25 protein-coding genes and 3 pseudogenes are annotated in these 25,909 nt (G+C 70.1%); 14 read left to right on the top strand and 14 right to left on the bottom strand.

Translation table 11 applies throughout. From position 1 onward, the window contains the following. Window positions 1–65: 65 nt before the first annotated feature. Together NLX86_RS22235 and NLX86_RS22230 are read left to right on the top strand one after the other, a co-directional pair. Window positions 66–2,177 carry an ATP-binding SpoIIE family protein phosphatase gene (locus tag NLX86_RS22235; protein ID WP_254373519.1) on the top strand — a complete coding sequence of 704 codons (2,112 nt, stop codon included), beginning with the start codon at window positions 66–68 and terminating at the stop codon, window positions 2,175–2,177. A 97-nt stretch (window positions 2,178–2,274) separates the two neighbouring features. Further along, a pseudogene (locus tag NLX86_RS22230) lies at window positions 2,275–2,592 on the top strand (catalase-related domain-containing protein); the annotation flags it as partial. A 34-nt stretch (window positions 2,593–2,626) separates the two neighbouring features. Here NLX86_RS22230 and NLX86_RS22225 read toward each other — a convergent pair. Then, window positions 2,627–4,912, bottom strand: a complete 2,286-nt coding sequence (locus NLX86_RS22225; protein WP_254373518.1) for a transglycosylase domain-containing protein — start codon at window positions 4,910–4,912, stop codon at window positions 2,627–2,629. Window positions 4,913–5,123: 211 nt separating this feature from the next. Between NLX86_RS22225 and NLX86_RS22220 the strand changes: the two genes are divergently transcribed. Continuing rightward, window positions 5,124–6,050 (top strand): SPFH domain-containing protein, encoded by a 927-nt coding sequence (locus NLX86_RS22220; RefSeq protein ID WP_254373517.1) that lies wholly within the window; start codon window positions 5,124–5,126, stop codon window positions 6,048–6,050. Further along, window positions 5,996–6,319, top strand: a complete 324-nt coding sequence (locus tag NLX86_RS22215; RefSeq protein WP_374213931.1) for a hypothetical protein — start codon at window positions 5,996–5,998, stop codon at window positions 6,317–6,319. Before NLX86_RS22220 ends, NLX86_RS22215 begins: the two co-directional genes overlap by 55 nt. Before the next feature lie 67 nt (window positions 6,320–6,386). On the opposite strand, the pseudogene NLX86_RS22210 reads toward NLX86_RS22215, so the two are convergent. Beyond that, window positions 6,387–6,470, bottom strand: a pseudogene (locus tag NLX86_RS22210) (IS200/IS605 family transposase); the annotation flags it as partial. Between the two features lie 116 nt (window positions 6,471–6,586). On the opposite strand from NLX86_RS22210, the pseudogene NLX86_RS22205 reads away from it, so the two are divergent. After that, a pseudogene (locus tag NLX86_RS22205) lies at window positions 6,587–6,988 on the top strand (PadR family transcriptional regulator); the annotation flags it as partial. 141 nt (window positions 6,989–7,129) lie between these two features. Here NLX86_RS22205 and NLX86_RS22200 read toward each other — a convergent pair. Then, window positions 7,130–8,152 (bottom strand): hydrogen peroxide-inducible genes activator, encoded by a 1,023-nt coding sequence (locus NLX86_RS22200; RefSeq protein WP_254373515.1) that lies wholly within the window; start codon window positions 8,150–8,152, stop codon window positions 7,130–7,132. 135 nt (window positions 8,153–8,287) lie between these two features. On the opposite strand from NLX86_RS22200, the gene NLX86_RS22195 reads away from it, so the two are divergent. From NLX86_RS22195 to NLX86_RS22185, 3 genes are all read left to right on the top strand, one after another. Further along, the gene (locus NLX86_RS22195; RefSeq protein WP_254373514.1) at window positions 8,288–8,842 is read left to right on the top strand and encodes a peroxiredoxin; all 555 of its coding nucleotides are present in this window, start codon (window positions 8,288–8,290) and stop codon (window positions 8,840–8,842) included. Window positions 8,843–8,845: 3 nt separating this feature from the next. Next, window positions 8,846–9,382, top strand: a complete 537-nt coding sequence (locus NLX86_RS22190) for an alkyl hydroperoxide reductase (RefSeq protein WP_254373513.1) — start codon at window positions 8,846–8,848, stop codon at window positions 9,380–9,382. 150 nt (window positions 9,383–9,532) lie between these two features. Beyond that, entirely contained in the window at window positions 9,533–10,144 is a 612-nt protein-coding gene (locus NLX86_RS22185) for a Uma2 family endonuclease (RefSeq protein WP_254373512.1), read from the top strand. Between the two features lie 9 nt (window positions 10,145–10,153). Here NLX86_RS22185 and NLX86_RS22180 read toward each other — a convergent pair whose 3' ends face one another. The 4 genes from NLX86_RS22180 to NLX86_RS22165 form a co-directional block, all read right to left on the bottom strand. Then, on the bottom strand, window positions 10,154–11,578 hold the full coding sequence (locus NLX86_RS22180; RefSeq protein WP_254373511.1) for an AI-2E family transporter: 1,425 nt from the start codon (window positions 11,576–11,578) through the stop codon (window positions 10,154–10,156). A gap of 118 nt (window positions 11,579–11,696) precedes the next feature. Further along, window positions 11,697–12,392, bottom strand: a complete 696-nt coding sequence (locus tag NLX86_RS22175) for a transglycosylase SLT domain-containing protein (protein ID WP_254373510.1) — start codon at window positions 12,390–12,392, stop codon at window positions 11,697–11,699. A 422-nt stretch (window positions 12,393–12,814) separates the two neighbouring features. Beyond that, window positions 12,815–14,131, bottom strand: a complete 1,317-nt coding sequence (locus NLX86_RS22170; protein ID WP_254373509.1) for a PhoH family protein — start codon at window positions 14,129–14,131, stop codon at window positions 12,815–12,817. A 549-nt stretch (window positions 14,132–14,680) separates the two neighbouring features. Continuing rightward, on the bottom strand, window positions 14,681–15,442 hold the full coding sequence (locus NLX86_RS22165; protein WP_254373508.1) for an isoprenyl transferase: 762 nt from the start codon (window positions 15,440–15,442) through the stop codon (window positions 14,681–14,683). A gap of 142 nt (window positions 15,443–15,584) precedes the next feature. Here NLX86_RS22165 and mgrA point away from each other — a divergent pair, with 142 nt between their 5' ends. After that, complete coding sequence (gene mgrA / locus NLX86_RS22160; protein WP_308409626.1) at window positions 15,585–16,631, top strand: L-glyceraldehyde 3-phosphate reductase; 1,047 nt, start codon at window positions 15,585–15,587, stop codon at window positions 16,629–16,631. A 153-nt stretch (window positions 16,632–16,784) separates the two neighbouring features. On the opposite strand, the gene NLX86_RS22155 is transcribed toward mgrA, so the two are convergent. Further along, window positions 16,785–17,549, bottom strand: a complete 765-nt coding sequence (locus NLX86_RS22155; protein ID WP_254373507.1) for an A24 family peptidase — start codon at window positions 17,547–17,549, stop codon at window positions 16,785–16,787. Between the two features lie 147 nt (window positions 17,550–17,696). Between NLX86_RS22155 and NLX86_RS22150 the strand changes: the two genes are divergently transcribed. Beyond that, entirely contained in the window at window positions 17,697–17,900 is a 204-nt protein-coding gene (locus tag NLX86_RS22150) for a hypothetical protein (protein ID WP_374213930.1), read from the top strand. 76 nt (window positions 17,901–17,976) lie between these two features. Then, the gene (locus NLX86_RS22145; RefSeq protein ID WP_254373506.1) at window positions 17,977–18,339 is read left to right on the top strand and encodes a DUF192 domain-containing protein; all 363 of its coding nucleotides are present in this window, start codon (window positions 17,977–17,979) and stop codon (window positions 18,337–18,339) included. Between the two features lie 55 nt (window positions 18,340–18,394). On the opposite strand, the gene NLX86_RS22140 is transcribed toward NLX86_RS22145, so the two are convergent. Further along, window positions 18,395–18,859: a hypothetical protein gene (locus tag NLX86_RS22140; RefSeq protein ID WP_254373505.1), complete on the bottom strand. Its 465-nt coding sequence runs from the start codon at window positions 18,857–18,859 to the stop codon at window positions 18,395–18,397. A gap of 177 nt (window positions 18,860–19,036) precedes the next feature. Between NLX86_RS22140 and NLX86_RS22135 the strand changes: the two genes are divergently transcribed. Then, window positions 19,037–19,654, top strand: coding sequence for an SMI1/KNR4 family protein (locus tag NLX86_RS22135; RefSeq protein ID WP_254373504.1), 618 nt, complete (start codon window positions 19,037–19,039; stop codon window positions 19,652–19,654). Window positions 19,655–19,666: 12 nt separating this feature from the next. Here the strand turns inward: NLX86_RS22135 and NLX86_RS22130 are convergent, their stop codons facing one another. Together NLX86_RS22130 and NLX86_RS22125 are read right to left on the bottom strand one after the other, a co-directional pair. After that, window positions 19,667–20,242 (bottom strand): hypothetical protein, encoded by a 576-nt coding sequence (locus NLX86_RS22130; RefSeq protein WP_254373503.1) that lies wholly within the window; start codon window positions 20,240–20,242, stop codon window positions 19,667–19,669. Between the two features lie 27 nt (window positions 20,243–20,269). Then, the gene (locus NLX86_RS22125) at window positions 20,270–21,820 is read right to left on the bottom strand and encodes a hypothetical protein (RefSeq protein WP_254373502.1); all 1,551 of its coding nucleotides are present in this window, start codon (window positions 21,818–21,820) and stop codon (window positions 20,270–20,272) included. Window positions 21,821–22,005: 185 nt separating this feature from the next. Here NLX86_RS22125 and NLX86_RS22120 point away from each other — a divergent pair, with 185 nt between their 5' ends. Continuing rightward, a complete protein-coding gene (locus NLX86_RS22120; RefSeq protein ID WP_254373501.1) occupies window positions 22,006–22,494 on the top strand; it encodes a GNAT family N-acetyltransferase in 489 nt (162 codons plus the stop codon). Window positions 22,495–22,670: 176 nt separating this feature from the next. Continuing rightward, the gene (locus NLX86_RS22115) at window positions 22,671–23,861 is read left to right on the top strand and encodes an MFS transporter (protein WP_254373500.1); all 1,191 of its coding nucleotides are present in this window, start codon (window positions 22,671–22,673) and stop codon (window positions 23,859–23,861) included. Between the two features lie 472 nt (window positions 23,862–24,333). Here NLX86_RS22115 and NLX86_RS22110 read toward each other — a convergent pair whose 3' ends face one another. The 3 genes from NLX86_RS22110 to NLX86_RS22100 form a co-directional block, all read right to left on the bottom strand. Next, on the bottom strand, window positions 24,334–25,209 hold the full coding sequence (locus NLX86_RS22110) for an MFS transporter (RefSeq protein WP_254373499.1): 876 nt from the start codon (window positions 25,207–25,209) through the stop codon (window positions 24,334–24,336). Then, window positions 25,206–25,475 carry an MFS transporter gene (locus tag NLX86_RS22105; RefSeq protein WP_254373498.1) on the bottom strand — a complete coding sequence of 90 codons (270 nt, stop codon included), beginning with the start codon at window positions 25,473–25,475 and terminating at the stop codon, window positions 25,206–25,208. The genes NLX86_RS22110 and NLX86_RS22105 overlap by 4 nt, the downstream gene beginning before the upstream one ends. 70 nt (window positions 25,476–25,545) lie before the next feature. Continuing rightward, window positions 25,546–25,830, bottom strand: coding sequence for a helix-turn-helix domain-containing protein (locus NLX86_RS22100; RefSeq protein WP_254373497.1), 285 nt, complete (start codon window positions 25,828–25,830; stop codon window positions 25,546–25,548). Between the last annotated feature and the right edge of the window lie 79 nt (window positions 25,831–25,909).

Below are 25,909 nucleotides of genomic sequence, written 5' to 3'. Positions count from 1 at the left end.
AGCGGGTATACCGCGACTGAGTTGAGTGCAGCGCACATCCAGCGCAAACGGACGGAATCCCACGCGTGACGGAGTACCCCACCTCCCACGAAGGCCCGCAGCCCGGAGCTGCCCGGCCGACCGCGCCCGCGGACCCGCGCGGAGCGCTGCAGCGGCGTACCGGAACGGCCGCCGGAGCCCCGGCCGGCGCCCCGTCGGCCGGCGCCCCGTCGGCCGGCGGCGCGTCGCCCCAGCCGCGGTCCGCCGAGCCGCGCCCCAGGCCCCGGGAGGACGAACCGGGCGCCGCCGCGGACGGCCACGGCAAGACGGACGGCCACGGCAAGGCCGAGCCGCACGGCATGGCGGACGGGCTCGGCATGGCGGGTGCCGGGGCCGCCCCGGCGGCCCGCGGCCTCGCCGCCGATCCCGCGGGCATACGCGCCGATGCCGGACAGGCCGCCGATCCCGGGATGGCCCGCCGCGAGGGGGACCGGCTGCGGTTCGTGGGGGCAGCCACCCGGCGGATCGCCCGTGGCATAGACCTCGACGAGATCGTGCTGGGACTCTGCCGGGCCACCGTGCCGACGTTCTCCGACGCGATCCTCGTGTACCTGCGCGACCCGCTGCCCGTCGGAGACGAACGGCCCGCCGGTCCCGTCGTGTTACGGCTCAGGCGTACCGACCGGCTCCGCCCGATCGACGAGGGCACCGACACCACCGCGGACCCGGAGACCGACCCCGCCCGGCAACCCCTGTTCATGCAGGCCGACCTGCCCGCCGCCGAACTGTGCGAGATCCGCCCCGGCGGTGCGCTGGACGAGGTACTCCGGGGCGTACGGCCGGTGTTCGGCGCCTCCGCCGCCGCGCGCGCCGCGCTGCCGGAGCTGCTGGGCGAGGACGTTCCCGTACCGAACGGCAACCGGGCGATCCTCGCCCCGCTGCGCGGCCGGCGCCGGGTCATCGGCGCCGCGGTGTTCCTGCGCCGCCCGGAGCGGCCCGCGTTCGAGCCCAACGACCTGTTGGTGGCCGCCCAGTTGGCCACCCACACCGCGCTGGGCATCGACAAGGCCGTGCTGTACGGGCGTGAGGCGTACATCGCCGACGAGCTGCAGCGCACCATGCTGCCCGACTCGCTGCCCCAGCCGACCGGCGTCCGGCTCGCCAGCCGCTATCTGCCGGCCGCCGAGACGGCGCGGGTCGGCGGCGACTGGTACGACGCGATCCCGCTGCCCGGCAGCCGCGTCGCGCTGGTCGTCGGCGATGTCATGGGCCACTCCATGACCTCCGCCGCGATCATGGGCCAGCTGCGCACGACCGCGCAGACCCTGGCCCAGCTGGACCTGCCCCCGGCCGAGGTGCTGCACCACCTCGACGAGCAGGCCCAGCGGCTCGGCTCGGACCGCATGGCGACCTGCCTGTACGCGGTGTACGACCCGGTCTCGCACCGGATCACCATCGCCAACGCCGGCCACCCGCCGCCCGTTCTGCTGCACCTCGGCGGCCGCGCCGAGGTACTGCGGGTGCCGCCCGGCGCGCCCATCGGCGTCGGCGGGGTCGACTTCGAGGCGGTCGAGCTGGACGCCCCGGCCGGCGCCACGCTGCTCCTCTACACCGACGGCCTGGTCGAGTCCCGGCTGCGTGACGTCTGGACCGGTATCGAACAGCTGCGTGAGCGGCTGGCCGCCACCGCCCAGCTGACCGGGCCGGACCATCCGCCGCCGCTGGAGGCGCTCTGCGACGAGGTCCTCGACATGCTCGGCCCGGGTGACCGGGACGACGACATCGCGCTGCTCGCCGCCCGTTTCGACGGGATCGCGCCGAGCGATGTCGCGTACTGGTTCCTGGAGCCGGAGGAGCGCGCCCCCGGCCGGGCCCGCCGCCTGGCCCGGCGGGCGCTGGCCCGCTGGGACCTGGAGGAGCTCTCGGACTCGGTGGAGCTGCTGGTCAGCGAGGTGGTGACAAACGCCGTGCGGTACGCCGAGCGGCCCGTCACGCTGCGGCTGCTGCGTACGGACGTACTGCGCTGCGAGGTCGGCGACGACTCGCCGCAGTTGCCGCGGCAGCGCCGGGCCCGGGACACCGACGAGGGCGGGCGGGGCCTGTTCCTGGTCAACCGGCTGGCGCGGCGGTGGGGCGCGACCCGGCTGAGCAGCGGAAAGGTGGTCTGGTTCGAGCTGGCGGCGCCTTCTCGGAGCTAGCGGGTGACGGCGCGTCACGCTCTGTACGCGGACCAGAACTGGACCGGGTCCAAGTGTTGCCGACGTCGCGCCTGCGGAGTGACTGCTCTGGTGGGACCGGATCGGCCCGAACTACGCGCAGCTGCCGCCCAACCGGCCGCGCTCGCAGGTCAACACGTACGCGAAGGACGGCCCGATGCGGTACGACGCGCCCCGGGCGGCCCGCCCGTACGCACCGAACTCCTACGGCGGCCAGCCGGGCACGATGGTCCGCCAGGTCCTGGACGACGCGGCGCGCGACCGGTTCGTCTCCAACGTCAGCGGCCACCTGAGCGCCGGGGTCACGCGCCCGGTGCTGGACCGGGCGGTGCGGCTCTGGCGCAATATCGACAACGAGGTCGGCGACCGGATCGCCGAGAACGTGAACGGCGGCTGACCGCCCGCTCCCGCTTCCCGGCCGCCGGACAGGCCTACGGCTTCGGCGGCCGGAGGGTGTCTTCCTCGCCTCCGGTGTCGCCGCCCGTGCTGGTGCCGCCGTTGGTGCCGCCCGTGTCACCGCCGGTGTCGCCGCCGCCGGTGTCGCCGCCGGATCCGCCGATGAGGCCGCCCGGCGGGGTTCGCGACGGGTCGGGCGTGATGGTCGGGTCCGGGGTCTTGGTCGGCGGCGTACGCGTCGGGTCCGGATCGTCGGTCGGTGTGTCGGTCGGGTCCGGATCCTGCGTCTCGGTCGCTTCCTGGGTCGGGGTCTGGGGCGGCTCGACCACGCCCATGTCCGTCTCCAGGTCGAACCGCTGGTTCACCTCGCCGCCGGCCAGCGCGTCGGTCATGTACTGCTTCCAGATCCTGGCCGGGAAGCCACCGCCGTTGGCGCGGCCGGAGTTGGCGGTTCCGGTCAGTGAGACCTGGCCGCCGCCCTCCTTGGTGGACTCACCGAACAGTGCGACGACCGTGGTGAGTTCGGGCGTGTAACCGGTGAACCAGGCCGACTTGTTCTGCTCGGAGGTACCGGTCTTGCCGGCCGCCTCGTAGGAGCTGGACTTGACCGCGCTCGCCGAGCCCTCGTTGACGACGCCCGTCAGCACCTTGGTGACCGTGTCGGCGCTCTCGCGGCTGATCGCCTGCCCGCCGACCGACTCCGGCAGCTCGACGTCGCGGTTCTCGTGCTTGGCGGACTTCACGATCGACGGGGTGACGTTCTCACCGTGGTTGTCGAGGGTCGCGTAGGCGGCCGCCATGTCCAGGGTGCTGGAGCCCATCGGGCCCAGCGACATGGCCGGGCGCTCGTCGAAGGCACCGCGGTCCTTCATCCCGAGGTCGAGCGCGGTCTTCTTCACCTCGTCGGGACCCACATCCACGATCATCTGCGCGTAGACGGAGTTGAGCGAGTGGTTCGTCCCCTTCTGGACCGTGACGGGACCCCAGCTCTTGTTGTCCAGGTTCTGCGGGGCGAAGGCGGTGTCGCTGCCCTCCACCGGTCGGCGGCTGGTGCCGTCGTAGATGGTGTTGGGCTTGATCGGCTTGCCGTCCTGGGTCACGGACTCGTTCTCCAGAGCGGAGGCGAGCACGAAGGGCTTGAAGGTCGAGCCCGGCTGGTAGTCGGTCCGGGTGGCGTTGTTGATCCAGTGCTTGGTGGCGTCCGTACCGCCGTACATCGCGACCACGTGCCCGGTCTTCGGGTCCACCGAGGTCGCACCGGCCTGCACGGTCGCGTCGACCTTGTTGCCCTTGCGGTCGAGCTTGGACTCGAGCTGGTCCCTGACCGCCTGCTCGAGCTTCTTCTGCTTCTTCTCGTCGATGTTGAGCGTGATCGTCCAGCCGCCGGCGTCGAGGTCCCGCTTGGAGACCCCGGACCGCTCCAGCTCCGCCCTGGCCGCATCGACGAGGTAGCCGGTCTGGCCCTCCAGACCGGGCGCGGCCTTCGGTGCGTTGGGTACGGGGAACTTCAGGGTGGCGCGCTTCGCCTCGTCGAGCTTCCCCATGTCGATCATGTGTCCGAGGATGATGTCCCAGCGCTCCTGGACGAACTTCCGGCCGGTCGGGGTGGCCGCGTGCCAGTCGTAGGAGCTGGGCGCCTGAAGCAGAGCGGCCAGGTACGCGCCCTGGCCGACGTTCAGCTTGTCCGCGTCGATGCCGTAGTACGCCTGGGCCGCGGCCTGGATGCCGTGCGCACCCCGCCCGTAGTAGCTGGTGTTGATGTACCCCGCGAGGATGTCGTCCTTGTCCATGCGCTGGTCGACCTTGAGCGAGATCACCAGCTCCTTGAGCTTGCGGGTGACCGACTGGTCCTGTTCGAGGTAGTAGTTCTTGACGTACTGCTGCGTGATCGTCGAGCCGCCTTGCCTGCCCTTGCCCGAGAGGGTGTTGAGCAGGCCACGGGCGGTGCCCTTGAAGTCGATGCCGGAGTCCTCGTAGAAGGACTTGTTCTCGGCGGCGAGGAAGGTCATCTGGACGTCTCTGGGGATCCGGTCGAGGCCGACGATCTGCCGGTTCACCCCCTGGCCGGTGCGGGCCAGGACCTTCTTGCCGTCGCTGTACTTGTAGATGTTGCTCTGCAGCCGGGCCTGCGCGTTGGGCTGCGGTTCGTCCACATAGAAGTACAGCGCCACGAAGGCGCCCATCGCGAGCAGGCAGAGCCCGAAGAACGTGCCCAGCATCTTCCTCCAGGTGAAGAAGCGGCGTATACCGCCCCGCTTCTCCGCCTTCCTCGCCCGGCGCGCACCGCCCTGCCGTGCTCGTCGTGCTTCCGCTCGGCCCATGACTCCATTGCTCCGCTCGTCAACCCCCGACGTCAGCTCAGAAAGCTAACACCGCGCCTGTGGACAAAGGTCTGCCTATCCGGGCTTTCCGGACGTGACAATGAGCACCCGTCTCACCGGAACCGACTCCTGAGGGGTGTCCATGGTTGTGAGAGTGTGTAATCTGATATCAGTTTGATAGACCGCAGATCGACCGAAACGGGGACCAGTCATGTCCGAGAACGTCACCGCAGACCTCCCGCACATGCCGGAGCCGCGGGTCCGCGAGTTCGCCGCCCGCAGCATCGGCGGCGGGCTCGCCCTCCTCCTCGGCCTCCTCGGCCTGGCCGCCGGTATCACCCTCGTCGTCGCCGGCGCCGCGGCCGGTTCGGGCGGCGCCGAGGCGGCCCTGATCATCACGGGCGTCATGGTCGCCATCGCCGCCTTCCTCGCGATGTGCGGGCTGAACATGGTGGCGCCGGGCGAGGCCCGTGTCGTCCAGCTCTTCGGCCGCTACCGCGGCACGATCCGCACCGACGGACTGCGCTGGGTCAATCCGCTGACCTCCCGCGCGAAGATCTCGACCCGGGTGCGCAACCACGAGACCGCCGTACTCAAGGTCAACGACGCCTACGGCAACCCGATCGAGCTCGCCGCGGTCGTGGTCTGGAAGGTCGAGGACACCGCGCAGGCGATGTTCGAGGTGGACGACTTCCTGGAGTTCGTCTCCACCCAGACCGAGGCCGCCGTCCGCCACATCGCCATCGAGTACCCGTACGACGCCCATGACGAGGACGGCCTCTCGCTGCGCGGCAACGCGGAGGAAATCACCGAGAAGCTCGCCATAGAGCTGCACGCCCGGGTGGAGGCGGCCGGCGTCCACATCATCGAGTCCCGCTTCACCCACCTCGCGTACGCGCCCGAGATCGCCTCGGCGATGCTCCAGCGCCAGCAGGCCGGAGCCGTCGTCGCCGCCCGCAAGCAGATCGTCGAGGGCGCGGTCGGCATGGTGGAGATGGCGCTCACCCGGATCGCCGAGCAGGACATCGTCGAGCTCGACTCCGAGCGCAAGGCGGCGATGGTCAGCAACCTGATGGTGGTGCTGTGCGGCGACCGGGCCGCCCAGCCCGTCCTCAACACCGGCACGCTCTACCAGTGACGGACCCCGGCAGCCCGCAGGGCAAGCCGCAGCAGCGCAAGCAGGTGCTGCTGCGGCTGGACCCGCTGGTGTACGAGGCTCTGGCGCGCTGGGCCGGCGATGAGCTGCGCAGCGCCAACGCGCAGATCGAGTTCCTGCTGCGGCGCGCGCTGGCCGAGTCGGGCCGACTGCCCGGTGGCACGGGCCCGATCCCGCGCCGGGGCCGGCCGCCCAAGCCCGCCCCCGGCCAGGGTGCTGCGCCGGCGGAGGATCCCCGTACCGAATCGTGACAATCGCAGCTGACCTGCGGAGAGCCCGGAGGTGCGAAGCGCCTCTGCGCTTCCGGGCCGTGCTCGTTCATACCGGCCGTTGCTGCTGCTCGATGTACTGGCGGACGACGGTGAGCGGGGCTCCGCCGCAGGACCCGGCGAAGTAGGTCGGATGGGCCTCGCGCTCCTCCCGGCTGCCGGGAGGGCAGTCGTCAGGCGCGCCCGCCGCGTCAAACCCGCCACCGCAAGGGAGGCAGGAATCTCCCTCACTTACGAGGGAGGGAACTTCAATCGACCATGTCCCGGCTGCTGATGCTGAACGGACATGTCGAGCTCGACGGGATAGAGACCGGCGGCGGCGGTCCCGAGCGCAAGCGCTACGCGATCACCGCAGCCGGCGTCACCGACGTCGAGAGCTGTCTCGCGCAACCCGAGCCGTACCTCCAGTCGACGCTGTACACCAAGGTCGTCCTCGCGCCGCTCACCGAGCGCAGCGCGGCCGGCCTGCTCGACACCCAGCGGGCCGAGCATCTGCGCCTCATGCGCGAGCTCACCCGGCGCAAGCAGGGCGGCGACTTCGCCGACAAGCTCATCTGCGACCACGCCCGCTTCCACCTCGAGGCCGACCTGCACTGGCTGGACCTCACCGCCGCGCGCCTCGACCAGCTCGCCCAGGAGGTACGGAATTGACCGGCCCGCTGCTGACCGCCGACGAACTGCGCAATGCCGTCCTGCTGGTCACCGCGCTCAGCCTGCCGCCGCTGTGGGCGGCTGATGCGCCCGGAACGGCCCTGCGCACCGAGTGAGCGGCCCGCTCCCGGTGCGGGCCGGCTACTCTGCCGGCCACACCGGAAGCGGCCGCATCGCCTCCCGCAGCGCGTCCGCGAAGGCGGTGAACTCCTCCTGCCGGGCCGCGCCCGTGCGCATCGCCAGCGCGATCCGCCGGGACGGCGCCGGCTCGGCGAAGTAGCCGGTCGCCAGATACTCGTTACGGCTGGCCTCCACCCGCAGCGCCGTACGCGGGAGCAGCGTCACCCCGAGCCCGCCCGCGACCAGCTGCACCAGCGTCGAGAGCCCGGCCGCGGTGGTCGTCACCGCGGACCCGCCCGCCCGTCGCCCGCCACCACCCTCAGACGAGGGGCTGCGCCCCGCCCCTTCCGAAGTGCGCCCGGCCTCCCGGCAGATGTCGAGTGCCTGGTCCCGCAGGCAGTGCCCCTCGTCGAGCAGCAGCAGATCCAGCTCGCGCAGCGCCTCGCGCGGAATGTCGCTGCGCCCCGCCAGCCAGTGGTCACGCGGCGCGACCAGCACGAAATCCTCGTCGAACAGCGGCAGTTCGGTCACTCCCGGCATCCCCAGCGGCACCGCGAGCAGCAGCAGGTCCAACCGCCCGCCGGACAGCCCGTCCAGCAGCGAGGCCGTCTGCTCCTCGTGCACCTGGAGGTCGAGTTCCGGGTACCGCTCATGGATCAGCCAGAGCACCGTCGGCAGCAGATAGGGCGCCACCGTGGGGATCACCCCGAGCCGCAGCACCCCGGTGAAGGGCGCCCGCACCGCCTCGGCCTCCTCCATCAGCTCCCCGACCGCGTCGAGCACCGCCTTGGTCCGTACGGCGAGCCGCTCCCCGGCGGCCGAGAGCAGCACCTTCCGCGTCGTACGCTCCAGCAGCTGTACGCCGAGTGTGTCCTCCAGCGCCGAGACGGCCCCCGACAGCGCGGGCTGACTCATCCCGATCGCGGCGGCCGCGTCGCGGAAGTGCAGATACTCGGCCACGGCGGCGAAGGCGCGCAGCTGCGCGAGGGTGGGCTGCTTGCCCCTGCTCGCTCCCCTGTTACTGGCAGAATTGCCGGCAGACACTGATAGGTACCTCCGATCACGATGACCCAGTCTAGCTATTTCCGTGATCAATGGCCGCCATGCCACCATCGGCGATCCGTCCAACCCCGTGGAACGCCCCCAAAAAGGGCCTCTTCCTCACTGCAAGGAGAGTTTGTGCTCACTGTCGGTGACAAGTTCCCCGCGTTCGATCTGACCGCCTGCGTCTCGCTGGAGAGCGGCAAGGAGTTCGAGCAGATCAACCACAAGACCTACGAAGGCAAGTGGAAGATCATCTTCGCGTGGCCCAAGGACTTCACCTTCGTGTGCCCGACCGAGATCGCCGCCTTCGGCAAGCTGAACGACGAGTTCGCCGACCGCGACGCCCAGGTGCTCGGCTTCTCCGGCGACTCCGAGTTCGTCCACCACGCCTGGCGCAAGGACCACGCCGACCTGCGTGACCTGCCCTTCCCGATGATGGCCGACTCCAGGCACGAGCTGATGCGCGACCTCGGCATCGAGGGCGAGGACGGCTTCGCCAAGCGCGCCGTCTTCATCGTCGACCAGAACAACGAGATCCAGTTCGCCATGGTGACCGCCGGTTCCGTCGGTCGTAACCCCAAGGAGGTCCTGCGGGTCCTCGACGCGCTGCAGACCGACGAGCTGTGCCCGTGCAACTGGAAGTCCGGCGAGGAGACCCTCGACCCGGTCAAGCTGCTGGCCGGTGAGTGACCCATGGCCCTCGACGAGCTGAAGTCCGCGATCCCGGACTACGCCAAGGACCTGCGACTGAACCTCGGTTCGGTCATCGGCAACAGCGACCTGCCCCAGCAGCAGCTGTGGGGCACCGTGCTCGCCTGCGCGATCGCCTCGCGCTCGCCGAAGGTGCTGCGTGAGCTGGAGCCGGAGGCCAAGGCGAACCTCTCCGCCGAGGCGTACACGGCCGCCAAGTCGGCTGCCGCCGTCATGGCCATGAACAACGTCTTCTACCGGACCCGGCACCTGCTGTCGGACCCCGAGTACGGGACACTGCGCGCGGGCCTGCGGATGAACGTCATCGGCAACCCGGGCGTGGAGAAGGTCGACTTCGAGCTGTGGTCGCTGGCCGTCTCCGCGATCAACGGCTGCGGCCAGTGCCTCGACTCGCACGAGCAGGTGCTGCGCAAGGCCGGCGTGGACCGCGAGACGATCCAGGAGGCGTTCAAGATCGCCTCGGTGATCCAGGCGGTCGGCGTGACCCTCGACTCCGAGGCCGTCCTCGCCGCCGAGTAGTCGCTCGTACGCACGCGAAGGGGCCCACCGTCCGGAATTCCGGACGGTGGGCCCCTTCGTTCACTCGTACGAGTGCACGTTCCGTTACCGGACATGCCGGGGCGGCCGGGCCTACGATGATGCTCTCGACACCAGCCACCAGGAGGCGCCATGTCTGCCGCAGCAGTCGAGCAGCCCCATCGCGACACGCCGGCGACCCTGCTCGAAGCAGCCAACCAGCTCATGGAGCAGAACCCCGGCTTCCGCGTCGAGATCATCGGAGGAGTCATCGTCGTGACCCCGCCCCCGGATTTCCCACATGCTCGCGCTCTGACCGACCTGATGATCCCCTTCCTCGCGGCCGGGCTGCACGGCGGAGAGACCTCGGTCGCCCAGGGTGTCGGCGTCTGGCTCCCTGACGGTCCGGAGGACTATGCCATCCCCGACTTCGCCGTGGTTGACGCGGATATCGAAGAGCACCTCATCGAGAACAACTGCTACGACCCCGCCTGCTTCCGCCTGGTCCTGGAAGTCACCAGCAGCAACTACAACAACGACCTGCGGAACAAGGTCCGCGCATACGCCGAGGCCAAGATCCCCGTATACGTGATCGTCGACCGCAAGAACGGGCGGGTGCGCGTGCTGACGGACCCCCTCCCCAACGAGTACGACAAGCACGCCCTCTACGCACCTGGCCAGCAGGTCACCTTGCCGGAGTCGATCGGCGCCAAGGTCACCCTCGACGTCGCGGCCCTCCTGAAGGCCGGGGAAAGCCTGTCCTGACCCACCAGGTCAGCTGTCCCGTTCCGTCGTCGGCGCGTTACCGACCGCCGTCGCGCCGTGCGGCGCCGGGCCGATGCGGAGCGCCTGTCCGCGGGAGTACGCCCGCAGATAGCCGACCACCGTATTGGTCACGGCCACCAGCGGTACCGCCACCACCGCGCCGCCGATGCCCGCGACCAGGCCACCCGCGGCGACCGCGAGGACCACCGCGAGGGGATGCACGCGGACCGCGCGGCCGAGGATGAACGGCTGCAGCACATGGCCTTCGAGCTGCTGTACGGCGAGTACGACCACCAGCACCATCAGCGCGGTGAACACGCCCTGGGTGACCAGGGCGACGACCACGGCCAGCGCACCGGAGACGACCGCGCCGACGAGCGGGATGAAGGCGAACAGGAAGATGAACACGGCCAGCGGCACGGCCATGGGGACATCGAGGAAGTAGATGCCGAGGCCGATGAAGATCGCGTCGATCAGGGCCACTATCACCGTGCCGCGCACATAGGCGGTGAGCGTGCGCCAGGCACGCGGACCGGCGCCGGCGACGCCCGGCCGGGCCTGGCCCGGGACCAGCTTGAGCACCCACTGCCAGATGCGCTTGCCGTCGTACAGCAGGAAGAGCGTCGAGAACATCGCCAGGAGCATGCCGGTGAGGAGCTCGACCATCACGGTCACGCCCTGGAGTCCGGCCGAGGTGATCTCCTCGGTGTTCGTCCCGACCGTGTCGCTGAGGTTCTTCGCGATGTCGTTGATCTGCTTCTCGGTGACATGGAACGGGCTGTCCAGCGCCCAGCGCTTGAGCTCCTCGATGCCGTCCTTGACCCGGTCGGAGAGGTTGTCGAGGTTCTCCATGACCTGCCAGACCACGAACCAGCCGACGAGTCCGATGATGATGAAGCCGGCGACGGCGGTGACGGCCGTGGCGAGTCCGCGCGGCAGGCCGAGGCGCCGGAGCCGGGCCACGGTGGGCTGGAGGAGCGCGGTGATCAGGAGTGCCGCGACGAACGCGAGGACCACCAGGCGGATCTCGCTGATGATCCGCATCAACACCCAGAGCATGCCCGCCAGTACGAGCAGCCGCCAGCTCGCCTCGGCCGCGACCCGCATGCCCCAGGGGACGGCGTCCACGGGGTGCGGCCGGGCCGCGACGGCCGGTGAGTAGGCGGGCGGCGCGGGGACGTGATCGGGAGCGGGCGCGGCGGGCCGGCCTGCGGCCTCCTGCGCTATGACCGCTTGGCCCGCATGTCCCGCCTGGCCCTCGTATCCCGCTTGGTCCGCGCGATCGGCGACGCGGCCCGCCGGCCTCGCGCGATCCGCGTCCCCCGTGTCCGCGTCGTCGTCCGCCTGGCTTGCGGCGCGGCGCTCGCCCAGGCGCTCTTCCATCCGGGTCAGCCCGGTTCCGAGCCGGCCCAGCCAGCCTGGCATGTTCGACATGATGCTTCCCTTCCCCCCGGGCGACCGTACACGCGCGGAGCCCCTCACCGTAGGACGGCGAGGGGCTCCGCGAAGTTGACGTCGGCCGGCCCCTTTCGGTGCGCGGGCCGGACAGGACCTAGTACCAGTTGTTGGCCTGCCAGAAGCTCCAGGCACCGCACGGGCTGCCGTAGCGGCTGTCCATGTAGTTGAGGCCCCACTTGATCTGGGTCGCCGGGTTGGTCCGCCAGTCGGCGCCCGCGGAGGCCATCTTGGAGGCGGGCAGCGCCTGGACGAGACCGTAGGCGCCCGAGGACGGGTTCTCCGCGCGGTAGTTCCAGGTGGACTCGTGGTTCACGATGTTACTGAAGCACTGGAACTGGTCGGCCGGCACCATCTGGCGCGCGATGGCCTTGACCTGCTCGACGGTGTACGAGCTCTGCACCGAGAACGTGGACGCGTCGCGGGCCGCGGAGCGGCTGGCAGCCTGCTCGGCTTCCTTCGCCTCGCGCTCGCGCTCGGCCTTCTCCTCGGCGGCTTCCTTCTTCGCCTTGGCGTCCTTGGCGGCCTGCAGTCGCGCGGCCTCCTCGGCGGACTTCTTCGCCGCGGTGTCCGCGGCGGCAGCCTGGGCGTCGGCCTGCTGGGTCAGAGACGCGGTCTGGACCTGCGCCTGCTCGCCAACGGGTATGTCTGTGAGGAGAGTCGTGCCGGCTGCGGTCGCCTCGAGGTCGTTCGAGGGCTGGGTGTTGCCCGAGGCAACACCCACGACGGCGCCGACTGTGGTGACCGCAGTGGCAGATGCCACGGCGAATCCCCGGACCGAGATCCGGCTCACACTGTGTCCTTCCAGCAGCTTCCGCAGCGGTGACCTCGCGGACGCAATCGTGCCCCTGGCGCTGGCCTCCGATTGCGACTGGTCACTGGAGGCGCGGGCCCGTGGGCAACTCCCTTGCGGGGATTGCCGCGTGGTGCTCGGGCGGCATACGGCTAACGGCTGTTGAGTTGTGTGGTGCTCCGTACCTCTGGAGGTACAGGTGTGCCGTATGCGGGGCCTGACGGAAGCAAGACTCTGCCGGAAGCCGACGCCACGAAGCAATTCTCCGTTGCGTGTGAAACCTCACACCTCGTTTGTCCCAGCTGTTTTACGGAAAGGGGCGCGCAACGCGGCGCCGCCCGGCTAAGCTCCTGCGCTTTGCCGGGCGGCGCCAACTGCCTTGCCCCTTTTGCGTAGAGGCTTCTCTACGCAAAGGGGACGATCTAACCTTCCTCCAGCATTTCGGTCACGAGCGCGGCGATCTGCGAGCGCTCCGAGCGGGTGAGGGTGACATGCGCGAAGAGCGGATGCCCCTTCAACTTCTCGACCACGGCGACCACTCCGTCGTACCGGCCGACCCTGAGGTTGTCGCGCTGGGCGACGTCATGGGTCAGTACGACTCGGGAGTTCGCCCCGATCCGGGACAGAACGGTCAGCAGGACGTTCCGTTCCAGGGACTGCGCCTCGTCGACGATCACGAACGCGTCGTGCAGCGAGCGGCCCCGGATGTGCGTGAGCGGCAGCACCTCGAGCATGCCGCGCCCCAGTACCTCCTCGATCACTTCACGGCCGGCCACGGCGGAGAGGGTGTCGAACACCGCCTGCGCCCAGGGGCTCATCTTCTCGGCCTCGGTGCCGGGGAGGTATCCGAGCTCCTGCCCGCCCACCGCGTACAGCGGCCGGAAGACCATCACCTTCTGGTGCTGCCTGCGCTCCAGTACGGCTTCGAGCCCCGCGCACAGCGCCAGCGCGGACTTGCCCGTACCCGCCCGGCCGCCCATCGAGACGATGCCGATGTCGGGGTCGAGGAGCAGGTCGAGCGCGATGCGCTGCTCGGCGCTGCGGCCATGGATGCCGAAGGCCTCGCGGTCCCCGCGGACGAGCCGGACATTTCCCTCGGCCGTGATACGGCCGAGGGCCTTGCCGCGCTCGGACTGGAGCACCAGGCCGGTGTGGACGGGCATTTCGCTCGCCTCCGGCACGTACAGCGTGTCCTCGGAGTAGAGGAGGTCCACCTGCTCCGCCGAGAGCGCCAGTTCGCTCATACCGGTCCAGCCGGAGTCGGTGATGGCGAGTTCGGCCCGGTACTCCTCGGCGAGCAGGCCGACCGACGAGGCCTTGATGCGCAGCGGAAGGTCTTTCGACACGACCGTGACGTCGTACCCCTCGGCCTGCAGATTGCGTGCGACCGCGAGAATCCGTGAGTCGTTGTCCCCCAAACGGAAGCCGGCCGGAAGCACGCCGGGATCGGAGTGGTTGAGCTCGACGCGCAGCGAGCCGCCCAGATCCCCGAGAGGGATGGGGGCGTCGAGACGGCCGTACCGGATACGGAAGTCGTCCAGAAGGCGCAGTGCCTGCCGGGCGAAGTAGCCGAGCTCCGGATGGTGCCTCTTGGCCTCCAACTCCGTGATGACGACGATCGGGAGCACGACCTCGTGCTCGTCGAAGCGGGTCACGGCGTTCGGGTCGGCCAGCAGGACGCTGGTGTCGAGAACGTAGGTGCGCCTGTCGGGCATGCGGCGCTTTGTGCTGGTCACCACGGAAGGACGTACCCCCTCGGATGAGGTCGGGGTGCGACGGCGTCGCGGGCAGTAGGACCGGGCTCAGGCCACGATGCGCGGGCCGAGCGCCGGCCCTCCGTCGCGTCCACGAGGTTCGTGCGAACCACACGGTCGTCCTGGTGCAAAGGGCCTCCCGGGCGGACGACCCCATGCCGTCCACTGAGATGCGACGTCCTCCGACGGTGCTTTTCGGACGTCGACCTGGAAGGGGTATTCCCTCGAACACGCGCCGCCATGCCATGGCATATGACGGACGGTTCGTGAACGGCTGGTGAAGGCGCCGGGGCTGGTGGGGTGCAGGGCTTGGGGGTGTCCGGTCGATCAGGCCGGATCAGCGAGCGGCGGCTGGTGCACTGCACTCGCTCCGCTCGCTCCGTCTCGGCTCTTTGATTCATCCTCCGGATGCCGAGCGCAGCTGCAAGGCGGCCGGATTCGGCCATAGCGGAGCTATGGGTGGATTTGGCCAACGCGGCAGATGTGCGTGCGAGGCGACGGGAGCCCGGCATGATCGGCCGGACACCCCCTAGACTAGGAGCCGTAGCGGCGGTGGCGGGCCGCGTAGTCGCGCAGGGCGCGGAGGAAGTCCACCTTGCGGAAGGCCGGCCAGAAGACTTCGCAGAAGTAGTACTCGGAGTGCGCGCTCTGCCAGAGCATGAAGCCGGACAGGCGCTGCTCGCCGCTGGTACGGATGACCAGATCCGGGTCCGGCTGGCCGCGGGTGTAGAGGTGCTCCGAGATGTGCTCGACGTCGATGATCTCGGCGAGCTCCTCGAAGGAGGTGCCCTTGTCGGCGTGCTCCAGGAGGAGCGAGCGCACGGCGTCGGCGATCTCCTGACGGCCGCCGTACCCCACGGCCACGTTGACGAGTATTCCGCTGTTGCCGACGGTGGCCTGTTCGGCCTCCTTCAGTACGGACTGGGTGCGGGCGGGCAGCAGATCGAGCGTGCCCACGTGGTGCACCCGCCAGCGGCCGTCGGCGGCGAGGTTGCGGACCGTGTTCTCGATGATGCCGAGGAGCGGGCGGAGCTCCTCCTCGGGCCGGTCGAGGTTGTCCGTGGACAGCATCCAGAGGGTGACGACCTCGACGTCGGTCTCGTCACACCAGCCCAGCATTTCCAGGATCTTGTCCGCGCCGGCCTGGTGGCCCTGCTCGGTCGTACCGCCGGACGCCTTCGCCCAGCGCCGGTTGCCGTCGAGGATGACGCCGATGTGCTTGGGCACCTGGGCGTGGTCGAGTCGGCCTTCCACCCGGCGTGCGTAGAGCCCGTACACCAGGTCGCGCAGGTTCACGATCTTCCAGCCCCTCCGTGCAATGACTCCGTGCGATGTCAGCGTGGAATGTCAGTCTGTCCCCCGAGGCCGCCACACTACTGCGCACGGCTGTCAGCGGCCCAACCCAGGTGTGTCACAAGTCCGTGATAGGGAGGGAAGCGTGACTGAATCCTCTCTCCCCAGCCTTTACCGGGCGGACGCCGCGCGCTACGACTCCATGGAGTACCGGCGCACCGGGCGCAGTGGCCTGAAGCTCCCCGCCATCTCCCTCGGCCTCTGGCACAACTTCGGCGACGACCGGACGCTGGACTCCCAGCGCGAGATCCTGCGCCGGGCGTTCGACCTGGGTGTGACGCACTTCGACCTGGCGAACAACTACGGTCCGCCGCCCGGCTCCGCCGAGCTGAACTTCGGCAAGATGTTCGCACAGGACTTCTCGGCATACCGGGACGAGCTGCTCATTTCGACCAAGGCCGGCTATCTGATGCACCCCGGGCCGTACGGCGAATGGGGCTCCCGCAAGTACCTGCTGTCCTCACTCGACGCCTCGCTCGGCCGAATGGGTCTCGACTACGTCGACATCTTCTACTCGCACCGCTTCGACCCGGAAACGCCGCTCGAGGAGACGATGGGCGCGCTGGCGTCCGCCGTGCAGCAGGGCAAGGCGCTGTACGTCGGCGTCTCCTCCTACAACTCCGAGCAGACGGCGGAAGCGGCCCGGCTGCTGAAGGAGATGGGAGTCCCCGCGCTCATCCACCAGCCCTCGTACTCCATGATCAACCGCTGGACGGAGGACGACAGCCTGCTCGACACGCTGGAGGAGGCCGGCATGGGCTGCATCTCCTTCGTACCGCTCGCACAGGGACTGCTCACCGGCAAGTACCTGAAGGGCATCCCGGAGGGCTCGCGCGCCACGCAGGGCAAGTCGCTGGACCCGGAGCTGCTGTCGGACGAGGTCCTGCGCCGGCTGAACGGGCTGAACGACATCGCGCAGCGCCGCGGCCAGTCGCTGGCCCAGCTCGCGCTCACCTGGGTGCTGCGGGACGAGCGGATGACCTCGGCGCTGATCGGCGCGTCGAGCGTGAAGCAGCTCGAGGAGAACGTTGCGGCGCTGGCCGGTGCCAAGCTCAGGGACGAGGAGCTGACGGAGATCGACTCGTTCGCGGTGTCCACCCCGGGTACGAACATCTGGGCCGGGCGGGGCTGACACCGGGCGGGGCCGGCAGCAGCTCCACAGCCGGCCCACAGAAACGTGAGCAGAAAAAACGGGCCGGTCCGTGGGGGGGATACGGACCGGCCCGAGGGGGGGTTTCCACCATAACCCTTCGCATGCGGTGCGGCATGCACCGACTCACCGGGATTACGTCCCGAGTGCGCCCAGCAGCAGCCCGGTGAACGCCCCCGCGGCCATGGACGGGCCGAAGGGCATCGCCGTCTTACGGCCCGCCCGGCCCCGCAGCACAAGGCCGAGCCCGTACACGGCGCCGTACAGGAAGCCCGCGAAGGCTCCGACGAGCAATACCCCCCACCCGTACCACCCAAGAGCTACCCCCAGCGCGAGCGCCAGCTTGACGTCGCCGAAGCCCATGCCGTTCGGGTTGATCAGAAACAGTACGAAGTACGCGCAGCCGAGGGCGAGCCCGCCGAGCAGTGCCGGCCGCCAGGACCCGGCGGCGCCGGGCACCAGCGCGGCGACCCCCAGGAGCGTCGCGGCCGCGGCGGCCAGCGGGAGGGTGAGGGCGTCGGGCAGCCGGTGCACGGCGCGGTCGACCAGGGCGAGCAGCACGACGACCGGCGCGAGCAGCACCCACACGACCACCTCGGGCACGGCCCCGGCGGCCGCGGCGAGCGCCGCACACACACCGCCGGTGAGCAGGGCCGCGGCGGCCGGCCGCACGCCGTACCGGCCCTGGTCGGGCAGGGCGGGGGGCGGGGCCGCCGCACAGGGGCGGCAGCGCGCGGGGCCCAGCCATCCCGCGGCCGGGCCCGTGAGCGGGTGGCCGGCCGGGCACTCCGTACGCCACGGGAGGTCCGGCTCGACGGCGAGCCGGTACGCCGCACGCGGCAGCAGCAGGCCGGCGGCCGCGCCGAAGCCGGCGGCGAGGACGATCAGCAGCAGGTGCACGCTCAGACCATAGGGACCGGCGCGCCACGGGTCATGGGCCCAGGGGCCCGGAGCGGGGCCCGGAGCGGGCCCGGAGCGGGCCCGGAGCGGGCCCGGAGCGGGGCCCGGAGGCCAGTATCTGACCTATATGGCATCTACCGTCACCGCATGACGACAACCACGGTGTCCTGGACCGCAGCCAACGCCCGTCGCCTCACCCGGCAGTCGCTCACGCCCCCGGCCGGGAAGACCACCCCCGCAGAGGTCACCGGCGCCATGCTCGGCGCGCACGCGCAGGTGCTGTCCGCGGCGGAACTCTCGGTGGGGCTGCGGCTGGAGGGCGCGAGGGTGACGGTCGGCGGACACGCCTGACCTGCCGACCGTGGCCGACGGGCGTACGCTCGCCCCCGCATCCGACGTTCGACGTTCGACAGGAGGAGCTGGGGCCATGAGGCAGCGCCGGCAGGACGGCACGGGCAAGCTGACGATCGCCGGGCAGGACGCCGGAGACGGACACATACGGCTGGAGATCGCGGCCTCCTACCGCGCCAGAACCCGCGGGCTGCTCGGCCGCGACGGCATCGACGGGGCGATCCTGCTGACCCCCGCGGGCAGTGTGCACACGTTCCGGATGCGCTTCGCGATCGATGTCGCGTACCTGGACCGGGGGTTGAACGTCATCGCCGTACGGTCCATGCAGCCCGGACGGCTCGGCCTGCCGCGGCTGCGGTCACGGCATGTGCTGGAGGCGGAGGCGGGCGCGATGGAACGCTGGGGCCTGCGGCCCGGGGTACGCGTGAGTGTCGATTAGGGCCGCCGGGATCTCGGGCGGCCCGACCCCGGTCTCAAATCAACACCGTTCGGCCCTACTGCCGGCCACCGTCCATCGCCAGATCCAGCACCACCGCGATCGCGCACCCCGCCAGCACCGCTGCCGTGGGGGCAGCGATGCCCTCCACCGACAGCACCCGCCAGTTCAGGGCCATGTCCGCGGCCCGGTTCGCCAGCGGGACGGTCAGGCCGGCCACCAGGTGCGGGACGGGTCGGTCGCGGTGGGGTTCCGGGTGGATGCGGGACGCGGCGAGGGTGGCGAGGAACGCGCACAGCAGCGTCGGCAGGTGGAAGAGCAGCAGCCGCCAGCCGAAGGCGCCGGTGTGTTCCGCCGTGGAGAGTGGTTCGGTGACGGCGCTCCAGAGCATGTACTGACTGAGCAGCAGGACCACGATCCCGGCGGCCCAGGCCCGCATCAGCGCGAAGAAGGCCGGGGCCCGCGCGGTGCGGCTGCGGCTGCGTCGCTGCCAGGGGTGGGTTTCCTGCGAGCTGCTGCGCATGGGGTGGCCGCCTTTCGCGGGTGCGCTGGTTTCGCGGCACTGTACGGAAGCGGACGCTCCGGGAACATGGGCCCCAGGGCCCAGTCATTCGGGGGCCGGGCCCGGCGGCGCAGAGTGCGTACGGCATTGTTGACCGCGCTGTACCGAGGCGCGCGGGCACGGAGAGGGGTAGCGGCAATGGGGGAAAACCCACACGTCAGGGCGCTGACCGAGCTCATGCCGCCGGTGCACGGAACCGACGAGCAGGTCGACTGGGAGGCCGCCGAGGCCCTCTGGAACACCCGCTTCCCGGCCGACTACATGGCGTTCATGGCGACCTACGGCGGCGGCGGGATCAACGGCGAGGCGGGCGTACTGCTGCCGCTGCCGGAGCAAGGCCCCCAGTGGGAGCCCGGCTCCATGGCGAGCGAGACGGCGAACGCCCGCTACACCTGGGAGGCCGAGGGCGGTCGGAGCCCCCTCGACATCGACCCCGCCGCCATCCTGGCCTGGGGTGTCACGGCCGGTCCGGACATCCTGTGCTGGCTGACCACGGACGACGATCCGGACCGCTGGCCGGTGCTGGTGGTCGGCCGCCATACGTCGTCGACGTTCACGGTGCATCCGTACGGCATGGCCGAGTTCCTGCGCAGGCTCTTCCTCGACGACTTCGAGGAGTGCCCGGTCAGCCTCGTCTTCTGGGACGGGGCCCCGCCGCGCTTCGTGCACTGGCGCGAGGAGCAGCGGCGCTGGCAGGCCGGGCTGAACCCGGACACGGGCGATCCGGACCCGTACGCGGGGATGGCTGCCGGCTAGCCGGCTGGGCAGTCATCCGGCGATCGCGACACTGTCGACGATGCGGTTGATCTCCGCGTCGGACAGGGCGTCCCCGGTGGAGTTGATCCGTACGAGCACCGGCTCGTCGTCGGGGTCCATCGTCACGACATCGACGCCGCGGACTCGTTCTCCGCCCTTGGCGGTGCCGGCTGCGTACGTGTAGTCGATCCGTTCGGCATCCCGGTCCCCGATCCGGAACTGCTTGTTGCCCTTGATCTTGGCCCCCGGCTGCACCGAAGCCATCGCTCCCGCCGCCGCCGTGCCCGCGTCGCCCGCCTTCATGAAGCGCAGCTGTACGGCCACCTTGGCGACCTCGTCCCGGTTCTTGCCCGTACCCTCCACCAGCACGGCGGCGGCATCGGCCTTGCCTCTGCCGCCGGCGGGCAGTTCCGTCCATCCCTGGGGGTAGGAGAGCGAGACCGCACCGGCTTGCAGCTTCTGGCGTGCGTCGCCGGCTCCGGACGGGCCGTCCTCGGGCGCGCCGCATCCGGTCAGTACGCCGAGCACACCGATCGCGGCCGCCGCCGCGAGCGTCCTCGCGTACGAGTACCTGTACGTACGTGACATCGCGTCTCTCCTCCCGTTCGCCCGGGGTCAGTTCGCACAGTAGCTGTAGGGCGTGTACGCCCTGGTCCCGTCGGCCTTCGGGGCGCCCAGGAACTTCGCCTCCTCCAGCTTCATGTCGCTGTTCTCGAAGCTGAGCTTCGCGCCGAGGCTGAGGCCGAGGTTGACCTCGAATCCGTACTCCTCGGCGGAGACCGAGCCGGTGAACCGCTGGTAGCTCGATATCCCGTCCCGGAACATCAGCCGGCCGAATGCGTCGGCCGCGTCGGCCGGCATCCGGTCCGGTGCGCGATCGCCGAAGAGGTAAGTGAAGGGGGCGGTGTTGCCGCCGGAGCCGTCCAGCCAGTTCTCGACGGTCTCGCGATTGTCCCTGACCTCCTTGGCCTTGCGCGGATCGCTCTCCGTCGCCGCGTCCCCGGGTGGTGGGAACGTCAGGCTGTTGGTGACGACGTGCGTCTCCCGGTCCTTGTCCGTGCTCTGCGCACTGGCCTTGTCCTTCTTCGGCTTCCCGGCGGCGTCCGTGTCTCCGCTGCCGGCGTTCCGGTCTCCGGTGATCTTGCCGTTCTCAGTCCTGCGGGTCTCGATGGACTGGGTGATGTCGATCCGGGCGACCGACCCGTCCGCGTAGCGCATTACCGTCATCGTTCCGGTGCGGATCCGGCCCTTCTCCACTTTGTCGCTGAGGGGCCCGAAGGTGAGGTCGGCCGTACCGGCGTACTCCAGCTGGAACTGGTAGGTGTAGCCCTTCGTCGGCGGCTGAGTGGCGTTGTTGTTGGTGATGGTCGCCTCGGGGGCGATCTTGAGCTTGCCGCCGAGCTGGAGGCCGAGGCCGTTCTCGCTCTTCTGCGCCTTCTTCAGCGCGAGGTCGCCCGTACCTTCGAGGCTGATCCTGCCGAAGCTGATGTGCTGGTCGCCGAGGCGCTTGTTGAGCTTGTCGCGGAGGTTCGCTTCCTCGGCGATGGGGCCCTTGCCGAAGATGGCCAGCAGGCCGTTGCCTGCGGAGCCGCCGTGCGCGGCGGAGTGGCGGTTCGACATCTCAAGGGCTTTGAGGCGTTCGACGTCGTCGCGTAGCTCTTTGGCCTCTTCCTTGCTGTTGAACAGCCAGGTGTCGCCGTTGGTGACCTTGATTCCGGCGCCGAGTTCGACCTTCTCGCCGCCGAGCTTTCCTATCCTCGCGCCGACTTTCGGGGAGCCTTTGACGCCGACGGAGGCGGCGTCGGTGAAGGTGAGGAAGACCTTGGTCTTGCCGTCGGGAGTCTTGAACTCCTGCTCCTGGAAGCCGTATTCGCTGCCGAACGAGAACCAGGCGATCTTCGCCTCGGCGCCTGCCTTCTCCTCGACGGTGGAGGTGTTGCAGAGCGTGGGCTCGTAGTCCTTGTCCTGCTTGCCCGGCTTGCCTGCTGCTTCGGGGCCGCTGCCGCAGTCGCCGCCGAAGAGGCGGCAGAGGGCGGTCTGCAGGCCGCCGGTGATGGCGCCGCTGATGCCGGTCGCGGAGATCCCGGCGATGAGCGCGACGACCACGACCACCATGCCGAGGTAGTCGACTGCGGTGGCGCCGCGGTCCCGTCGGGTCCGTGTCACGGTCCGCACTCCCGTCTCTCGTGGGGTGGTGCCAGTGATTCCGGTCGTGGGAGACGGTAGAAGCGGGTAGGTGCGCCTGGCGTGGGCCCGAGGGCCCAACTCGCACCGGGCGCGGGCCTGGATTTGGCCGTGAGGCAGTTGAAATGAGTTGGCGGCGCCGCTGCGCGCACCGGCATCCTGTCCACATGCTGATCAGAGAAGCCACAACGGAGGACTGGCCCGCCATCTGGCCGTTCTTCCAACAGATCGTCACCGAGGGCGAGACCTTCACGTTTCCGCTCGACTTGAGCGAGGAGGACGGCCGCGACTGGTGGTTGCTGTCGGCGCCGAACCGTACGGTCGTCGACGTGGACGACGCGGGTGTGGTCCTCGGTACGGCAAAGATGAACCGCAACCACATGGGCAATGGCTCGCACATCGCGAGTGCCAGTTACATGGTGGACCCGGCGCACGGGGGGCAGGGCGTGGGCCGCGCGCTGTGCGAGTACACGGTGGACTGGGCGCGCGCGGCGGGGTACCGGGCGATGCAGTTCAACGCGGTCGTGGAGACGAACGAGTATGCGGTGAAGCTGTACCGGTCGCTCGGCTTCGAGGTACTGGGCACACTCCCGGAGGGCTTCCGGCACCCGACGAAGGGTTACGTCGGCCTGCACATCATGCATCTGGCCCTCTGAGCGGAAGCGGTACTTGGCCTGGGCCCGGGTCGGACGGTGCGGGCGGAGGCCGTCAGCAGGGTCTGGGTCAGTGCGGCGGACGCCGGAACACCGCGTGTGAGGCGTTTGCGGAGTCCGAACAGCAGGGAGATGCTGGGCGCGGACTTTCCTCACCTCGGGCAGACCAGGAGGTCGACGTGGTCGTGACGGCCGGGCGGCGGAGCCGGGACTTCGCGCTGCTGGCCGGGATCCTTGTGGTGGTGCTGGCCGGCGCGAACATCCCAACCCCTCTCTATGTCGTTTACGAGTCCCTCTTCGGCTTCAGACCCGACCTCACCACGGTGATCTTCGGTGTGTACGCCGTCGGCGTGCTGGTGTCACTGCTCTTCTTCGGCAGGGCCTCCGACCACCTGGGCCGGCGGCCCGTGATCGGCGCGGCACTGGTGCTGACGGCGGCGAGCGCGGCGCTCTTCCTCGCCGCGGAGAACGTCCTCATGCTGTGCCTGGCCCGGCTGGTCTCCGGCCTGGCCATCGGTCTCGTGGTGGCCCCGGCGACCGCCGGGCTGAGCGAGCTGGAGCCGGGCCGGAACGCGCGCCGGGCTGCGGTGGTGGCGACCTCCGCGACCATGATCGGCCTCGGTCTCGGCCCGCTCCTCTCCGGCTTCCTGAGCGAGTACGCCCCAGCACCCACGCGCCTGGTCTACGCCGTCTACCTGGGACTTCTCACGCTCGCGGCCGTCGCGCTCGCGCTGGTCCCGGAGACGGTGGCCGCGCGGGACCGGCGGATCGCGCCCCGCCTCGACGTCGGGCTTCCGGCCGCGATCCGGGCGGAGTTCCTGCCTGCGGCGATGGGGGTGTTCTCCGGCTTCTTCGTCCTGGGGCTCTTCGTCGGGCTGATCCCGTCGTTCCTCGGCAACGACCTGCACTGGACGAGTCATGCGCTCGGCGGGGCGGTCGTCTTCCTGCTCTTCGGCGTCGCGGCGACAGCCGAGCTGCGGGCACGCAGGCTCGCCGACCGGCACGCCCTCGGCGGGGGCCTGTTGGTGCTCCCCCTGGCGCTGGCGGTGATCGTGCTCGCTTTCGCCCATGCCAGCCTGCCGGCATTTCTGGTGGGCACGGTGCTGGGCGGTACGGCTGTGGGCCTGGTCTTCATCGGCGGGCAGGCGACCGTGAACCGAATCTCCCCGACGGAACAGCGCGCCGCCGTGACCTCCGCACTGTTCACCGCCGCCTACGCCGGTTTCTCGGTGCCGGTGGTAGCGGTCGGCGTGGCCTCGGTCCAACTGGGCACACTCCGCGCCACCACGGGCGCCGCCATCGGCTTCGCGGTCATCTGCGGCTTCGCCCTCTGGGTGCTGGCCGGGGCCCGCCGCCATCGCTCCGCATGAGCGAGCACGATGCCGCCGCCGGCTGACTCGGACCTGGCCCGAACCGTTCGGCGATCGCCGCCAGGGAACGGTCCACCCCCAGCTGCCGCGTGCCCGCCGCCCACCCGTCACTACCCAGCCCGGCGCAGGGCGACCGCCGCTGCCACGGTCGCGATCAAGCCCCCCCGTACCCGCCGCAAAAAAGGCCACCGGCGGTGCCGTGAGGTCCAGCAGTACCGTTCCTCTTGACTGAGCAGGAGTGAGCCCGCTCAGCCGCACGCCCCGAACGGTCTTGGGCGCACTGGTCCCCGGCGTACTCAACCCCGGGGCGGCGACACGCATCCTGTGCGTGGTCCGGGCCCGGGAGGTCGGTTCCCTGCGCGATCCGGCCAAATCGGTACGGCCAGAGGCGACGGGGAAGCCCTGAACCATCACTCCGGTGGAGCAGGGGCCCCGCACGCCGGCGCCGTACCCGGCGTCCCAGATCACACGATCACGTTAACCCGGACGGCCCAGGACGCCGCAAGCCCGGAAGCCGACCATCACACGATCGAGCTAAACCGCCCTCGTTCCCAGGGAGAGCCGTCGGCACCGTGCGCTGGATCAGGGTGTTGGTGGCCACATCCATCGCCGCGATGCCGAGGTCGCGCGTCGCCTGCACGGCGAACGCGGCGGCCACCGACCAGGCCAGGCCGGTCAGCAGGTTGCCCGCACTGCTCACCGCGAAGCCCACCAGCAGCAGTACGGTCATCGACAGCTTCGGCCCCCGGCTGCCGCCGAGCAGCGCGTACCCGGCGAACAGCCCGATGCCGACCGCCGCCAGCAGCAGGCCGACCGCCGAGTCGCCGCCGTGCAGGGTGTCCTTGGCCAGGAAGACCAGGGCCACGTCGTCGATCGCGTTGAAGGCAACCACGGCGAAGAAGCCGAGCCCGATCGCCCGCAGCAGCGGAGTGGTCACGATGTAGCGCAGCCCGTCCTTCGCATCGCTCCACATCGTCGTAGTCCTCGCGGCCGCGTCAGAGGCCGACGCCGCTGGCCGAGCCGCAGGCAACATGACCAGCAGGGCGGCCGACAGCAGGAAAGTACCGGCGTCGACAAGGAGCACACCGCGTACGTCCAGCAGCGGCAGGAGCAGGGCTGCGACCAGCGGGCCCAGCGTCTCGCCACCGTTGGTGCCCAGCCCCACGGCTGCGTTGGCGCCTTCGAGGTCACGGTCGCGTACGAGGGCGGGCACGATGGCGCGCGAGGCGGGCTGGAAGATCTGGCCCGCGATCGCGCGCAGCCCGACGAGCACCAGCAGTACGGGCAGCGAAGGCATCCAGAGCGCGATCAACGCCATCAACCCTGCCTGCACCAGCTCACAGGTCACAGGTCACAGGTCACCATGACCCGCTTGTGGGCGAACCGGTCAGTGATCGCGCCCGTCAGCGGCCCGAGCAACGCCGGTGCGAAGTCGCCGACGAGGAGCAGCAGCGCCACCGCCAGGGCCTGCCCGGTGGAGTCCGCGACGTACAGCATCAGGGCCACGAGGCTGAGTGAGTCGCCGAGGAAGGAAACCGAGCGGGCGGTCCACACCACGCGGAACGGCCGGTTCGCCCGGATGAGCCGGAACGCCCCGGCGGGCTCGTTTTCCACCCGCCGATCTTCCTGGAGGGCCCCACTGCCGGTCCAAGGAACATCCCGTGGACCGGCAGCGTGCCGTCAGCTAGGCAGCACGTGCGACGAAAGCCACCGTGTTGCGACCCTCAGGGACCACGTGCAGGTCGACCGCAACATCCAGCGCCGCAGCGAGCCTCGCCAGGAGATCGGAGGAGACCGGCAGAACCCCACCCAGCTCGATGGCCTCGACTTCGTCGGCAGACATTCCGAGCCGCTGCCCCAGCTCGGAACTCGTCAGCCCAAGCGCCATACGACGGTCGTAGACGAGCTGCCCCAGATCATGTGCGAGGCGAATCTGCTCGCGCTCGGCCACCACCGCGGGAGACTCCACGTACCGTTCCTAGAGACTGAGCGGGAGTGAGTCTTGTTTCCAAGACTGCTGCTCAGCCGTGCGCCCCGAACGGTGTTGG

This window comes from Streptomyces sp. A3M-1-3 (genome assembly GCF_024213665.1).
Lineage (GTDB): Bacteria > Actinomycetota > Actinomycetes > Streptomycetales > Streptomycetaceae > Streptomyces.
The sequence above is the reverse complement of the archived record's forward strand: the minus strand, read 5'-3'. Positions and strand labels throughout refer to the sequence as shown.